Source organism: Paenibacillus sp. FSL H3-0469 (assembly GCF_038051945.1).
GTDB lineage: Bacteria > Bacillota > Bacilli > Paenibacillales > Paenibacillaceae > Paenibacillus_AQ.
This window is the reverse complement of the sequence record NZ_CP150302.1, coordinates 1,667,721-1,683,100: the sequence shown is the minus strand read 5'-3', so window position 1 is coordinate 1,683,100 and position 15,380 is coordinate 1,667,721. Positions and strand designations below refer to the sequence as shown.

Genomic DNA, 15,380 nt, shown 5'->3' with positions numbered 1-15,380 from the left:
TTATGGAAAAGGGGAATGAGAGCGACATGGCAGACAAACACGCACTGAATATTATCAAGATGAAAAAAATGAAAACGGACGGTGTGCCCCTGAGCATGCTGACCGCTTATGACTACCCTTCAGCCCTGCTGGCGGAAGAAGCCGGCATTGATCTGATTCTGGTCGGTGATTCTCTGGGAAATGTTGTGCTTGGTTATGACACCACGCTGCCGGTTACCATAGAGGATATGGTCTACCATACCCGGTCGGTGAAGCGCGGGGCGCCTAATACTTTTATAGTGGCAGATATGCCGTTCATGACCTATCACGGAAGCGTGGATGAGACCTTGCGCGGTGTGCGCAGACTGATGCAGGAAGGCCAGGCCCATGCGATCAAAATGGAAGGCGGCCTCGAAATCTGCTCCGCAGTATCCGCTGTTGTCGCTGCCGGAGTTCCGGTGCTCGGCCATATCGGCCTGACCCCGCAGTCGGTTAATATGATCGGCGGCTACCGGATTCAGGGTAAGGATGCCAAGGATGCACAGCGGCTGATGGACGAAGCGAAGGCGCTGGAAGCCGCTGGGGCCTTCGGCATTGTGCTGGAGCTGATGACAGAAGAGGTGGCGGAGGCGATCTCCAAGGCGGTCAGTATACCGACCATCGGTATCGGTGCAGGACGCTACTGTGACGGACAGGTTCTGGTGTTCCATGACGTACTGCGGTATGCCTCCCCTTACCGGGAGAAAAAATTCGTCAAAACCTACGCCGATGTCGGCTCCCTGATCCGTGAAGGCATCACCAGCTATGTTCAGGAAGTGAAGGACCGCTCGTTCCCTGCGGAAGAGCATGTGTTCAGCGCGGACGAGACGGTTCTGGAATCTTTATACGGCAATGCCGGCAAAGGAGCGAAATAACATGAGAGTCATCCGAACGATTGCTGAACTGCGCGAAGCGCTTGAATATATGCGTCAAGGGGGCCATGGCCCGGTTGGTTTTGTGCCCACCATGGGATATCTGCACGAAGGACATGCCAGCCTGTTGCGTAAGGCAGGGGAGAAGAGCGGCACGGTGGTGATGAGTATTTTCGTCAATCCGCTGCAGTTTGGCCCGAATGAGGATTTTGCTTCCTATCCGCGGGATGAACAGCGCGATCTGGAGCTGGCTGAACGTGAAGGCGCGGACCTGGTGTTCATCCCCAGTGTTGAAGAGATGTATCCGCAGCCGATCCGTACAGGCGTATCGGTCTCCTCGCTTACGTCGCAGCTCTGCGGCGCTTCGCGTCCGGGACATTTTGACGGAGTGACTACTGTGGTCAGCAAGCTGTTCCATATCGTGCAGCCGGATTACGCCTTCTTCGGACTGAAGGATGCCCAGCAGGTAGCTGTTCTCCGCCGGATGGTGTCTGATCTTAACATGAACGTGGACATCATCGCCTGTCCTATTGTGCGCGAGGAAGACGGGCTGGCGCTTAGCTCCCGTAATGTCTATCTGAGCAGCGAGGAGCGCAGACAGGCACTGGTATTATCGCGTTCCCTGCGCGAAGTGCGTCAGGCTATGGAAGAGGGCAGCATTTGTACGGTAGATGAAGCGCGGGCCCTGCTGGTCTCGGTCATTTCTGAATCCCCGCTCGCAGTGATTGATTATGCGGAAATTCTAACCTTCCCTGATCTGGAAGAGCTGGAAGGCGGCAACAGGCTGACGGATGCGGGCGGAGAGGTTATAATGGCTCTGGCTGTGAAGTTCGGCAGAACCCGCCTGATTGATAATAATGTATTTATTCCTAAGGAGGCACACGCTCTTGTTTAGACATATGATGAAATCCAAGATCCACCGGGCAACGGTTACTGAAGCCAATCTTAATTATGTGGGCAGCATTACCATTGATGAGGATCTGATGGAAGCCGCTGATCTGCTGGAGAATGAGAAGGTGCAGATCGTGGATAATAATAACGGTTCCCGTCTGGAGACTTATGTCATTCCAGGTCCGCGCGGCAGCGGCGTCATTTGTCTGAACGGGGCGGCGGCGCGTCTGGTTCAGCCTGGCGATACCGTGATTATAATTTCCTACGCTGTCATGTCCTCCGAGGAGCTGGCGGCCCACAAGCCGACTGTAGTGTTCGTTGATGCTGGCAACAAGCCGGTGAAGCTGGCGGATCACGAGATTCACGCTACAATTGCCTGAAGTCCGCGCTTTGAGCCATGTAATCAATGGCAGGGATGAAGACCCCTGTACTTGCTGATAATGAACTTAGGCAAGCTTAAGCTGACTTCATTATCAGTAAGGGTGGGATGTCCGGTGTTTCAACATTTATTTGCTGAGATGAACAAGATGCTCCAGGAGATCAAAGCCGACTATCCTACTGCGGAGGGTGCCCGCCGAAGCGATCTTTTATCCAAGTATAATATGCTCCACCGAATCAGTGATAATGTAATGGATGAGTGGCTGCTCTTCGCCGAGAAGCTGAGCGAGTTCCGGGAACAGGCCGATTTCCAGACTCCGCCAGAGGAATTGCCGGAAGAGGAAGCGCCCGAGCTTGGGATGGATGCTTTTGTCAGGGGCCAGGGCTATTACAAGCTGCTGATGTACCGCAAGTGCATTGAACAGTTCAGGGAGGTTACGGCTAAGTATCCGGACAGCCTCGCTGCCCGCCTGTATCTGGCCATGGCTTACCTCCAGGAAGGTGAAGGCGACACCGCCTGGGGACATCTGAACCACATGCTGGGCCTGATCCGTGAGGTGAAGCTGAAGGCGATGATCTATAATGCGCTGGGCTGTATCCGGGCTTCCCAGGAACGCTTCAATGAAGCCAGCGAGCTGTTCAGCCTGTCGCTGCTGCATGACCCGGATCTGCCGGAGCCGAATGTGAATCTGGAGGTATGCCGCAGACGGGGCGGGAAGCTGGAGTTTGGCCATCAGCTGGTTTCGCTTTTATAACTTTATCCTCGGTTTCTTTAGGCGATGTGCCCCGTTTCCCGGGGTGTGCATCGCCTTTTTTCGTAACTTCTGTTATGCTGATAAAGAGTCTCAAGTGAAAGGGAATAGAACTTATAATGAAATTTGCCGTGCTTGATTTTGAAACTACGGGAACCCAATCTGTGGGAGAGATCATCCAGGTTGGCCTTGCCATTATAGAAGAAGACGGGACGATCTCCCGGGTGTATGGTTCCTACGTCAAGCCCGGAGCGCCAATTCCTCCTTTTATTACGGGCCTGACCGGAATTACAGACAGTGATGTACAGGATGCGCCGGAGCTTGATGAGATGATGATGGAGCTGGTGCCGCTGCTGGATGATGTCGTTCTTGTCGGACACAATGTAGCGTTTGATTTTCATTTTTTGCAGAATGCGCTGGACCGCTGCGGCTATCTGCCGTTTCAGGGGCGGATTCTGGATACGATTGATTTTCTCAAAATATGCTTTCCCTCGCTGAGCACGTATCAGTTAGGCGCGGTAAGCAGCCACTTCGGCATTACGCATGACCGTCCGCATCAGGCGGACAGTGATGCACTTGCCACGGCTATTGTGCTGCTCAAATGTCTGGAAGAGCTGCACAGTCTGCCGCTGCTGACCATTCAGCGGCTGAATGAGCTGTTCGCGGACGAAGACAGTGATTTGGCCTGGTACTTCGACGGTCTGCTGCGGGAACGGGAGATGGAGACCTTTCAGCCGGAAGGGGAGCTTAGCTTCTACCGCCAGCTTGCGCTGGCGGTGGGGGACTGGGCGGAGCTGGCTTCGCCGCGGGAGGAAGGAAGCGTCAACCCGCTGGAGAATATTACCTTTGAAGAGTATATGGATGAGGTGACGCTGCGGCTGAAGGCCGCTCTTCCCCAATATGAGAGCCGTGAAGCCCAGGAGCTGATGATCCATGAGGTCATTACAGCGCTTGAGCAGGACAAGCATCTGCTGATTGAAGCGGGAACTGGCACCGGCAAGTCGCTGGGCTACCTGCTTCCGGCCATCTACCATAGTGTGAAAAGTGACCAGAAGGTGATGGTCAGCACCCATACCATCAACCTTCAGGACCAGCTGCGTGAGCGGGATATCCCGCTCTTAACCAGCGTTGTGCCGTTCCCGTTCAAGGCCTCCATCTTTAAGGGAAGAGGGCACTATTTGTGTCTGCGCAAGTTCGAGCATAGAATGAACAAAAAGGATTTTACGAGTCCAAGGGAAGAAGCACTCACCGCTGCACAGATGCTTGTCTGGCTGACCCAGACGACGACCGGCGATGATGAGGAGCTTAACTTAAGCGGACGGGGCGGGGATTTCTGGGAGACTGTAGCCAGCGATACCGACTCCTGCCTGGGACGCGCCTGTCCCTGGTTCCGCAAATGCTATTACCACCGTGCTAAGCATGAAGCCGGGATCTCCGATGTGGTGGTCACCAATCACTCCAAGCTGTTCGCAGATGTCAAAGCCGGACATCAGCTTCTTCCGGCTTACGACCATCTTGTTATTGATGAAGCCCATCATTTGGAGGATATTGCCGGCAAGCATCTTGGCATGCAGATGAAATATTTCACATTTGCCCATACCCTCACCCGTCTCTACAAGGATAGCCGGAGCGGGCAGCTGCCTGCTCTCCGGCAGAGTCTGCAGTCTTCGGGCAGTGAGCAGGCTTCCGAATGGAGCGGCGTGATCGACCGGATCTATCCCGATCTGCTGACGGTGAAGGAATCCTGGGATGCGCTCAGCGACCGGCTCTTCAGCCTGCTGCCCGAGCGCAGCGATGCCGGGGCCGGTGAAGCAGGCCAGCTGGTGGCGCGCCTGCAGCCGGGCAAGAAGCCGAAGGATTGGGAGGAGTTGGCTGCCCTTGAGAATACACTGAACCTCAGTCTAAGCGACATCATCCGTAAGGGTGACAAAATGCTCAGTGAGATGCGGGACACGGACAGCCAATCCTCCTCGGACAGTCTTGTGACTGATATCGGCGGCTTATTCAAGGATCTGGCATCCATCAGAGAGCAAATCCGCTTCTTCATGAGCCTGAACGATGAGAATATCGTGTATTGGCTGGAGGGAAGCGGTAATTATAAAGGTAAGTCGCTGCAAATGTATGCCGTTCCTGTAGATGTCAGTACCCAGCTCAGGGAGCTGTTCTTCGACAAGAAGAAAAGTATTGTCCTGACCTCGGCCACCTTATCCGTGGATAAGTCCTTCCAGTTCATGATCGATAATCTGGGCCTTGGTGAAGCTGCGGAGCAGGGGCGTCTGATGACTGCGCTGCTTCCTTCGCCGTTCAAGTACCGTGAGCAGGCGCTCCTGGTCATTCCCCGCGACTTCCCGAGCGTCAAGGGAAGTATAGGGGATGCCCGGTTTGTGGACACGCTTGTACATTCCCTTGCCGAGACTGCTGTAACTACAAGGGGCCGGATGCTGGTGCTGTTCACCTCCTACAAGATGCTGCGGCAGGTGTATGACCCCCTGAAGGAAGCACTTGCCTCTCAGGATATCGCGGTGCTCGGACAGGGTGTGGAGGGCGGCAGCCGAAGCAAGCTGATCCGCCGCTTCCAGGACAGCCCCGCTTCGGTCCTGCTGGGTACCAGCAGTTTCTGGGAAGGGGTGGATATTCCGGGAGAAGCATTGACCTGCCTGGCGATTGTCAGACTGCCGTTCCAGCCGCCGAATCACCCGCTGGCAGAAGCGAAGTCGGAGCTGCTTCAGGCACAGAAGAAGAACCCGTTCATGAAGCTGTCCGTGCCGCAGGCTGTCATCCGCTTCAAGCAGGGCTTCGGGCGGCTGGTCCGCACGGCGCAGGACCGGGGCATCGTAATTGTGTATGATACCAGAGTCATTGAATCGTATTACGGAAAGTACTTCCTGTATTCACTCCCCGGTCCCAAGATGGAGCATATGCTCACTGAGCAGATGGTCCCGAGAATTGCCGAATGGCTGGATGACGGCGGGGTTTCCTAATTCATCTGCTATTGCTATTATTAATAAGTCATGATTCACCTGAAGAGCCGTTCCCGCCCTGTCCTGCCGGTCCGGCAGGCGGGGGGCACGGTTGCTATAATTGTACGGGTCTAACACAACTTTTAAGGAGGAGAATACATGAAATCGGATAAAATATCGGAGGCCGTCGTGCGCAGGCTCCCAGTGTACCTGCGTTTCCTGAACGATCTCCAAAAACGTGAAATCTCCACAGTCTCTTCTCAGGAGCTGGGCCAGAAGCTTGATCTGAATCCCGCCCAGATCCGTAAGGATTTGGCTTATTTCGGTGACTTCGGCCGGAAGGGCATCGGCTATGATGTATCCTATCTGATTGAGAAGATCCGCCATATCCTGAAGCTTGACCAGCAAATTAATGTTGCACTGGTTGGAGCCGGTAATCTCGGTCATGCCTTATCTAACTACAACGCTTACTTGAAGGATACGATGAAGATTACTGCGATCTTCGATGCTTACCCGCCAAAGGTGGGCCAGCAGATCAACTCGCTGGTTGTGCAGCCGATGGAGGAGCTAAGCAGCACCATCCGCTCGCAGGGCATCCGGATCGGGATTATTACCGTACCTGACAGCGAAGCCCAGAATGTAGCTGATATTCTTGTGGACTCCGGCATCGAGGCGATTCTGAACTTCGCACCGGTTATTCTCAAGACGCCTGCCAATATCCGGATTCATGCCGCAGATTTCACCACAGATCTGCAGAGCCTGGCCTATTATTTGCATGATGGAAAGGATGAAACTGAAGATGAGCAGTAAGATCACGATAATCAAGAACGGGCACTTTCTGGTTCCGGGCAGCGATAAGCCGGTTCTAAGCGGGTATATGACCCTTGAGAATGATCTGATTACTTACATAGGTGAAGCTGAGCCGGTAGTGGACGATGGCGCTCAGGTCGTAGACGGCAGCCGTCTGCTGTTTATGCCTGGTCTGGTCAACACCCATGGACATACTGCCATGTCACTGCTGCGCGGATACGGCGACGATATGGTGCTTCAGACGTGGCTGCAGGAAAAGATGTGGCCGATGGAAGAGAAATTCACTGGTGATGATGTATATTGGGGAACCTCATTGTCCGTACTGGAAATGCTGAAGGGCGGCACAACCACCTTCCTCGATATGTATGATCATATGGACCGGGTAGCGGAAGTGACGGAGCAATCCGGTATTCGGGCGGTGCTGATGCGCGGCGTGATTGGGCTGTGTCCGGCAGAGGTACAGCAAGCGAAGCTCGCTGAGGCCGTTGCTTTTGCCCGTAACTGGCATGGCAAGGCTGACGGCAGAATTACGACCATGCTCTCGCCGCATGCCCCGTATACCTGTCCTCCAGAGTTTTTCATGAAGTTTGTGCAGGCTGCGCATGATCTGGATCTGCCGATGCATACCCATATGTCCGAGACGCGCCATGAAGTGGAGCAGAACGTGGCCGACTACGGTCTTCGTCCGGTCGCGCATCTGGAGAAGCTCGGCATGTTCACCCGTCCTTCGCTCATTGCCCACGGCGTTCATCTGAACGATGAGGAGATTGGAATTCTGGCCCGCCATAACGTTGGTGTGTCGCATAACCCAGGCAGTAACCTGAAGCTGGCGAGCGGTGTTGCGCGTGTTCCTGAGCTGCTGCGAGCCGGGGTTAAGGTCTCTTTGGGTACAGACAGTGCAGCAAGCAACAACAATCTGGATATGTTTGAAGAGATGAGGCTGGCGGCTCTGATCCATAAGGGCGTAAGCGGTGATCCTACAGCCGTACCGGCTCCTGAGGCGCTTCTGATGGCCACGGAGTACGGGGCACAGTCTATTTTCCTGAGCGGGGTAGGACGGCTTGCAGCAGGGATGAAGGCCGACTTCATCGCACTTGATATTGACCAGCCGCATATGCTCCCGCATACCGATCTGCTCTCCCATGCCGTCTATTCGGCCAGCGCCAAGGATGTAGAGCATGTATGGGTGAACGGCCAGCAGGTTGTGAAGCATGGACAATGCCTGACACTTGATGAAGAAGCCATCCGCCGCAAAGCACAGGAGACGTTCGAGAGCCTGCTTAAACGGTAATTCAGGGGAACGGGAAAGGAAGCAGCGTGGTGAAGAAGAAGAGGAGAAAATGGATCTGGCTGGGGATTACCGTGGTGCTGCTCCTTCTGTTCGGACTAAGCCAGTTCTATGCCTACATTATGAAGGACCAGTGGAACGAGCGGAGTGAGGCCAAGGAGCTGGCCCGGGCGCGTGCCGGACTAACGGAGGTAACCAAGGCTCAGAAATCCGTCTGGAATGAGAATGAGATCTACTGGGTGCTAACCGGCAAAAACGAAGCCGGGACCGATCTGATGGTGTGGGTCCGTTTCACCTTGGAGGGCAAGCCTGCCGGTGGCGACAACGGCCTGTATGCTGAAGAGCTGAGCAAAGGCACCTCAGAGGAGAAAATGCGCGGAATCATAGCCGATCAGCTGCCTGACGTGAAGATCGAACGGCTGCTGCCCGGTGTATACAACGGGGAATATGCCTGGCAGCTATTTTACAAAAAAGACGGGCGATTCTATTACAACTTCTACCGCTTCAAGGATGGCAGCGCCATCGGTGAGGGGTACAGTCTGCCGAACCGCTAAGCTAAGGACTCAGCGGCAGAACTAAATTGCGGGGGAACAGATTATCTGTTCTTCCGTTTTTTTGTATCCATCATGTCGAAAATATTCTGGAACCGTTCTTGGACTAGTGGCAGACGCGGAACTGTGGCTTAATGGAGATGTATGGTTTGAGATACATCGATGATTATACTCAAATTGATATACGAAGTGTGTACTTCGAATGCTATCGCCAACATGCATATATGTCTCTCAAGGAGGAAGAATAAATTGGAAGTTTTAGCATATTTGGATCAGGCGGTGGATTTATTTAAGGAAGAGCTGGGGGATAATCTGTCGGGGATTTATCTGCACGGCTCCCTGGCCATGGGTTGTTTTCAACCGGATTCAAGCGATATTGATTTGCTGATTGTCGTAGAGGACAAGCTGCCAGCAGAGGTCAGTCATAGACTTGCCGGTCGTATCGTAACCTTTCATGACAGTCTGCCGAATAAGCGCGGAATTGAACTGTCTATCGTCCTGAAGACATACCTGCACAACTTTGTGTATCCTACGCCATTTGAATTTCACTTTTCAGAAGCTCATTTAGAGCGGTATAGAACCAATGAGAATTATCTGTGCGCCGGCTTTGAGGATGCTGATCTGGCGGCACATTTTGCAGTAGTCTACCATCGCGGGTTTATCTTGTACGGGGAGCCGATCCGCGAGGCCTTTGCGCCGGTAGACCAGAGGTACTATCTGGATTCCATTATCAGGGATATCGATGATGCGCAGGAGAATATTGGGAATGCTCCACTCTATTACACACTAAATCTATGCAGGGTGCTCTACTATGTGCAGGAAGGTCATGTCTCTTCCAGGAAGGAAGGCGGGGAGTGGGGACTGCAGCATTTGCCGGAACGCTATCACGGGCTGCTGAGACGTTGTCTGATGGAATATAGCGGTGCGGCCGTTGCCGAAGGCTATGAACTGGAGCTTTTAACTGATTTTGCGGAATATATGATGGCTGAAATTGGCGTTAGCCGGATGTAGGGGACACCGGAATATGAATGTAGCAGCGGCATTTCAGGCTATGAATCTGAGCTGCCGTTTTTTCATGCCGAATGAAACATCCAGAAATTAGAATCAAAAATTTTAAATATATTCACAACTTTATGTAAAATCGTATATACACCTGTGATATACTACTACTTGTATTAAGACATGCTTAAGAGCATGTCAGTCTCGGATGGGCGCTAGACACGCTGGATGGTCTTTATTATAGAGTTATGCTCGGTCATTATTGAGAGGAGGACGTTTCTTGAAACTGCGTCTTATGCCTGTGCTGCTAACGTCTCTGCTGTCTGCTGCATTATTGTTTGGTGGCTGGTATTCTTACCGTCAATTCGCGGTGCAGGAGCCGCTGCAGAAGCTGGTATCATCCTACGAGGGAGTGAAGGATTCCCATATTACTATTAAACGCAATGAGGTCACTTTGAAACTGGATTTGCAGCCGGGCACGAAATTACGTGAGCTGGTGCAGTACGTATCGAGAGAAGGCAGCACTGCTATTGACGGCAGGACCCTGAAGCTGGATGTGGAACAGAAGCCGAGTGAGCTGCTGGATGAGTATTGGGATAAAGCAATGTTCTCTGTAGCGGAAGCGATGGAGAGCCGGAAGTATACATTGATACCAGCGAAGTTGGATGGGCTGAAGGAGCAGGACAGCAAGTACAGCGGGGTTACAGCCGCCACAGAGATTGACGACAATAATGTGTACGTGAGCCTGAGCAACGGCACTGAGAGCAAATTTATCATACTGCCGCGTGCAGCAGCCAAGATGGGAGTGTGGAACAATGCCTAAGTACTGGAAAGAGGTTGTAGCCGGATTCGTTCCGGTCATGCTGATTTTTATGGCTTTTGTGGGGATTAATATCTTCCCTGTAATCATAGCACTTGGTATGGTTGCCGCTCTCCTGTTCATTGCCCATGCGCGCGGCGGTCTGGCCGTCAATGCAGGTGCAGATAAGAAGCGCAAGAAGAACGGCCCGTCCAAGCTTACCTTTGAAGAGATCGGCGGACAGGACAATGCCAAGCAGGAGCTGCGTGAAGCGCTGGACTTCCTGATCCGGCATGAAGAAATCAGCAAGTTCGGGATTCGCCCGCTCAAGGGAATTCTGCTTACAGGCCCTCCGGGAACCGGGAAGACGCTGATGGCCAAGGCTGCGGCACATTATACTAACTCTGTATTCGTAGCTGCCTCAGGCAGTGAATTCGTTGAGATGTATGTCGGTGTGGGTGCGGGACGCGTACGCGATTTGTTCAAGGATGCCCGTACGCGCGCGCTCAAGGAGAATAAGCAAAGCGCCATTATTTTCATCGATGAAATTGACGTTATCGGCGGGAAGCGCGAAGGCGGACAGCAGCGAGAATATGATCAGACGCTCAATCAGCTGCTGACGGAGATGGACGGGATTTATAACAATGATACCCCGCGCATTCTGCTGGTAGCCGCAACGAACCGCAAGGAGATGCTTGATTCTGCGCTGCTGCGTCCGGGCCGTTTTGACCGACACATTCAGGTCGATATGCCTGACAAGAAGGGCCGCAAGTCGATTCTCGACCTGCATGCCAAGAACAAGCCGCTGCATGACACCGTTGATCTGGATAAAATCGCCGAAGAAGCTTACGGCTTCTCGGGTGCGCAGCTGGAGAGCGTCATGAACGAAGCCGCGATCTACATGATGCGCGAGAATCTGACCCTGGTAGAGCAGCGTCATCTGTCGATGGCGATCGACAAGGTCATGATGGGCGAGAAGACCGACCGTGAGACCAACCATGAAGAGAAGAAGCGGGTAGCGATCCATGAGCTTGGACATGCTATTATGGCTGAGCTGCTGCGTCCCGGAAGCGTTAGTCAGGTCACACTGACCCCGCGCGGACAAGCACTCGGTTATGTTCGGCATAATCCGCAGACCGAACAATATCTGTATACGAAGGACTATCTGGAGCATCAGATTATGATTGCCCTGGGCGGAGCGGCTGCGGAAGAGATGTATTACGGCGGACGCAGTACCGGTTCCCGCGGTGATTTCGACCAGGCGCTTAATATTGTTGAGACCATGATGAAGTCCGGGCTCACCTCGCTCGGCATTGCGAATCTGCAAATGGTTACCACCGAAGAGCTAATGAAGGAAAACAGTAAAATACTGGATGATCTGATGATTCGTACGAAGGACCTGCTGGAGCAGCAGAGAAATATATTTGATTACTCTCTTGACATTTTAATGAAGGAAGAAGTTCTCTCCGGAGAGCAATTTCGTTGTCAATTTCGTGACAGTGTCCTTTTACCGGCATAATTCTTTATGCCGGTTATTTTTTTTTACTTTTCAGACATGCTAAGATATCATTATATGTCGGGCTACTTATTTTTTTCGACAGACAAGGTACAATACAGAAGTATAGATACCTGAAAGGATGGAGACTTTTACATGAATTTTAAGAAGATCGGTGTCATCGGCGGAGGCACAATGGGACAAGGGATTGCTGAAATGCTGGCAGCCAAAGGCCTGGATGTCATGCTGGTGGAAAAAACTGCAGAACGGCTGAACTACTCCTACGAAATGATCGAGACCAGTCTCGACAAGCAACTGGAGAAATGGGCGATTACCCAGGCGGAGAAAAAGCTGATCCTGGCCCGCATCCAGAAGGTTACACACTTCGCTGAACTGAGCTCATGCGATATGGTCATTGAGACTATCGTTGAAGATCTGGAAGCGAAGCAAAAGGTATTCAATCAGCTCGATCAGGTGTGTCCGAGCCACATTATTCTTGCCAGCAATACGTCAACGCTTAGCTTGACTGAGCTTGCAAGCTCTACAATGTATCCGGAACGCGTTATCGGCATGCACTTCATACACCCTGTAGGTAAGGTGGATCTGGTTGAAATCGTGCGCGGTCTGAAAACCTCGGACAGCACATTTGAAGATACCAAAGCCTTTGTCGATGAGATTGTAGAGAAAAAAGGCGTTATGATCTACGAATCCCCCGGATTTGTATCTTCACGCCTCATTTGCCTGTTCATTAACGAGGCTATGCATGTGCTCCAGGAAGGGGTTGCATCTCCTGAAGATATTGATGACGCTATGCGCATCGGCTACCAGTTCCAGAACGGGCCGCTTGAAATGGCAGACCGTTTCGGTCTGGATTCCGTTCTTGCCGCACTTGAGAACATGTTCCGTGAATACGGCGAGCTCAAGTACCGTCCTTCGACAATCCTCAAGAAGATGGTACGTGCAGGACAACTGGGTGCGAAATCGGGCGAAGGCTTCTTCAAGTATGACAAGGATGGTGACCGTATATGAATATCTTAGTAATTAACTCCGGCAGTTCCTCATTGAAATACCAGTTGTACAATATGACAGATGAATCTGTACTCGCCAAAGGCCTGGTAGAACGTATCGGTATGGATTCCTCCATTCTGAATCACAAGCCGACCGGCAAACAGGAAGTTACTGAAGTCAGCGAAATTCTGGAGCACAATACGGCCATCCGCAAAGTGCTTGCCTGTCTGACAGACAAAGAGCATGGCGTTATCGCATCCACCGATGAGATTAACGCTGTGGGCCACCGTGTAGTGCACGGGGGGGAATTCTTCAAATCCTCCGCGCTGGTCGATGCCGATGCGAAGACCAAGATCCGCCAGCTGTTCGACCTTGCGCCGCTGCATAACCCGGCTGCGATGATGGGGATTACCGCATCCGAGAATAATATGCCCGGTGTGCCGCAGGTCGTTGTATTCGACACCGCCTTCCACCAGACTATGCCTGAGAAGGCTTATATGTATGCCATTCCGAGAGTGCTTTACAACAAATACAAAGTACGCCGTTATGGCGCGCACGGAACCTCCCATGATTTCGTCAGCAAGGCTGCTGCAGAGTATCTGGACCGTCCGCTTCAGGACCTCAAGATTATCACCTGCCACATCGGCAACGGTGCCAGTGTAACTGCAGTGGACGGAGGAATATCAGTTGACACTTCGATGGGGATGACTCCGCTGGAAGGCCTGATGATGGGTACCCGCAGTGGAGACCTTGACCCGGCAATTGTCCCTTATGTGATGAACAAGGAAGAGCTGTCCGTCGGTGAAGTGAACTCCATGCTGAACAAGCACAGCGGACTTCTGGCCATCTCTGGCGTGAGCAGTGACATGCGTGATATTATTGACGGTGCGGAGAAAGGCGAGCCTAATTCGACGCTTGCTTTTGAAATGTACGAGTATCGTCTGCGTAAATATATCGGTTCTTATGCAGCAGCCATGAATGGGGTAGACGTAATTGTATTCACCGCTGGTGTAGGCGAGAATGCTTCCCTGCTGCGTGAAAAAGTACTGAACAATCTTACGTTCCTCGGAATTGAACTGGATACAGAAGCCAACAAGGTCCGTTCGGGTGATCCGCGGCGTATCTCTACAGCCAATTCCAAGGTACAGGTGCTTGTGGTTCCAACGAACGAAGAGCTTGTGATCGCGCGCGATACTTATCGTATTGTGCAAGGAGTTAACGGCTAAATTAGAGGAGAGATAGTAGGCATGGCTAACAAAAGTGTAATCAAGAACGTGAATGAGCATGTCGGAGAGAGTGTTGTCATCGGATGTTGGGTCAACAACAAGCGCTCCAGCGGTAAAATTCAGTTCCTGCAGCTTCGCGACGGTACCGGTTATATCCAGGGCGTTGTGGTGAAATCAGAAGTCCCTGAGCAGGTCTGGGATGATGCCAAGAGCCTCACCCAGGAGAGCTCACTGTATGTTACCGGAATCATCCGTGAGGAGCCCCGCAGCCAATCTGGCTACGAGCTGACGGTTACAGGCATTGAAGTTCTGCATCTTACCGAGAATTATCCAATCACACCTAAGGAGCATGGCGTCGACTTCCTGATGGATCACCGTCACCTCTGGCTGCGTTCCTCCAAGCAGCGGGCGGTAATGGTTATTCGTGCGGAGATTATCCGCGCGGTTCAACAGTTCTTCAATGAGCGCGGCTTCACGAAGGTGGACCCGCCGATCCTGACACCTACGTCAGCAGAAGGCACGACCAACCTGTTCCACACCAAGTACTTCGAAGAGGACGCCTATCTTACCCAAAGCGGACAGCTGTATATGGAAGCAGCAGCCATGGCTCTGGGACGCGTCTATTCGTTTGGGCCTACCTTCCGTGCAGAGAAATCCAAGACCCGCCGCCACTTGATCGAGTTCTGGATGATTGAGCCGGAAATGGCCTTCACAGATCATGAAGAGAGCCTGTGCGTGCAGGAGGATTTCATCAGCTTCGTCGTGCAGTCCGTGCTGACGAATTGCCGCGCCGAGCTGGAAGCGGTGGGCCGTGATGTCTCGAAGCTTGAGAACATCAAAGCACCATTCCCGCGTATCAGCTATGACGATGCGATTAAGTTCCTAAATGAAAAGGGCTATGAAATTGCTTGGGGCGATGATTTCGGGGCTCCTCATGAAACGGCGATTGCGGAGATGAGCGACAGACCCGTCTTTATTACCCACTATCCGGCTTCCTTCAAGGCTTTCTATATGAAGCCGCATCCTGATCGTCCTGAAGTGGTGCTGTGCGCGGATATGATCGCTCCTGAAGGCTACGGGGAGATCATTGGCGGATCACAACGTATTGACGATCCGGCACTGCTGGAGGCCCGCTTTAAGGAACATAACCTGTCGATGGATACCTACAAATGGTATATGGATCTGCGCACCTATGGCACAGTTCCACACTCCGGCTTCGGTCTGGGGCTGGAGCGTACAGTAGCCTGGATCTGCGGTCTGGACCATGTCCGTGAGACCATTGCCTTCCCTCGTACACTGTACCGTCTTTACCCTTAAAGAATAGGGAAAGGGG

Annotated in this window: 14 protein-coding genes; all 14 read left to right on the top strand. The window is 52.6% G+C overall.

Annotation, left to right across the window (positions count from 1 at the left end):
• Window positions 1-26: 26 nt before the first annotated feature.
• The 14 genes from panB (at window position 27) to asnS (ending at window position 15,364) form a co-directional block, all read left to right on the top strand.
• Window positions 27-893, top strand: a complete 867-nt coding sequence (gene panB, locus NSS83_RS07390; RefSeq protein ID WP_341347970.1) for a 3-methyl-2-oxobutanoate hydroxymethyltransferase — start codon at window positions 27-29, stop codon at window positions 891-893.
• A 1-nt stretch (window position 894) separates the two neighbouring features.
• On the top strand, window positions 895-1,785 hold the full coding sequence (gene panC, locus NSS83_RS07385; RefSeq protein ID WP_341184993.1) for a pantoate--beta-alanine ligase: 891 nt from the start codon (window positions 895-897) through the stop codon (window positions 1,783-1,785).
• Window positions 1,778-2,161, top strand: coding sequence for an aspartate 1-decarboxylase (gene panD / locus NSS83_RS07380; protein WP_036727238.1), 384 nt, complete (start codon window positions 1,778-1,780; stop codon window positions 2,159-2,161). The genes panC and panD overlap by 8 nt, the downstream gene beginning before the upstream one ends.
• 114 nt (window positions 2,162-2,275) lie before the next feature.
• Window positions 2,276-2,914 (top strand): hypothetical protein, encoded by a 639-nt coding sequence (locus NSS83_RS07375; protein WP_341184994.1) that lies wholly within the window; start codon window positions 2,276-2,278, stop codon window positions 2,912-2,914.
• A 116-nt stretch (window positions 2,915-3,030) separates the two neighbouring features.
• Window positions 3,031-5,892, top strand: a complete 2,862-nt coding sequence (gene dinG, locus NSS83_RS07370; RefSeq protein WP_341184995.1) for an ATP-dependent DNA helicase DinG — start codon at window positions 3,031-3,033, stop codon at window positions 5,890-5,892.
• A 138-nt stretch (window positions 5,893-6,030) separates the two neighbouring features.
• Window positions 6,031-6,681 carry a redox-sensing transcriptional repressor Rex gene (locus NSS83_RS07365; RefSeq protein WP_341184996.1) on the top strand — a complete coding sequence of 217 codons (651 nt, stop codon included), beginning with the start codon at window positions 6,031-6,033 and terminating at the stop codon, window positions 6,679-6,681.
• A complete protein-coding gene (locus tag NSS83_RS07360) occupies window positions 6,671-7,972 on the top strand; it encodes an amidohydrolase (RefSeq protein WP_341184997.1) in 1,302 nt (433 codons plus the stop codon). The genes NSS83_RS07365 and NSS83_RS07360 overlap by 11 nt, the downstream gene beginning before the upstream one ends.
• 29 nt (window positions 7,973-8,001) lie before the next feature.
• Window positions 8,002-8,523, top strand: coding sequence for a DUF5590 domain-containing protein (locus tag NSS83_RS07355; protein WP_341184998.1), 522 nt, complete (start codon window positions 8,002-8,004; stop codon window positions 8,521-8,523).
• Window positions 8,524-8,769: 246 nt separating this feature from the next.
• Complete coding sequence (locus tag NSS83_RS07350; protein WP_341347969.1) at window positions 8,770-9,531, top strand: aminoglycoside adenylyltransferase domain-containing protein; 762 nt, start codon at window positions 8,770-8,772, stop codon at window positions 9,529-9,531.
• A 268-nt stretch (window positions 9,532-9,799) separates the two neighbouring features.
• Window positions 9,800-10,342: a hypothetical protein gene (locus NSS83_RS07345; protein WP_341018397.1), complete on the top strand. Its 543-nt coding sequence runs from the start codon at window positions 9,800-9,802 to the stop codon at window positions 10,340-10,342.
• On the top strand, window positions 10,335-11,837 hold the full coding sequence (locus tag NSS83_RS07340; RefSeq protein ID WP_341185000.1) for an AAA family ATPase: 1,503 nt from the start codon (window positions 10,335-10,337) through the stop codon (window positions 11,835-11,837). The genes NSS83_RS07345 and NSS83_RS07340 overlap by 8 nt, the downstream gene beginning before the upstream one ends.
• Before the next feature lie 132 nt (window positions 11,838-11,969).
• Window positions 11,970-12,842 carry a 3-hydroxyacyl-CoA dehydrogenase NAD-binding domain-containing protein gene (locus tag NSS83_RS07335; protein ID WP_036698052.1) on the top strand — a complete coding sequence of 291 codons (873 nt, stop codon included), beginning with the start codon at window positions 11,970-11,972 and terminating at the stop codon, window positions 12,840-12,842.
• Window positions 12,839-14,047 carry an acetate kinase gene (locus tag NSS83_RS07330; protein WP_341185001.1) on the top strand — a complete coding sequence of 403 codons (1,209 nt, stop codon included), beginning with the start codon at window positions 12,839-12,841 and terminating at the stop codon, window positions 14,045-14,047. The genes NSS83_RS07335 and NSS83_RS07330 overlap by 4 nt, the downstream gene beginning before the upstream one ends.
• Window positions 14,048-14,068: 21 nt before the next feature.
• Window positions 14,069-15,364, top strand: coding sequence for an asparagine--tRNA ligase (gene asnS, locus NSS83_RS07325; RefSeq protein ID WP_341185002.1), 1,296 nt, complete (start codon window positions 14,069-14,071; stop codon window positions 15,362-15,364).
• Window positions 15,365-15,380: the final 16 nt, after the last annotated feature.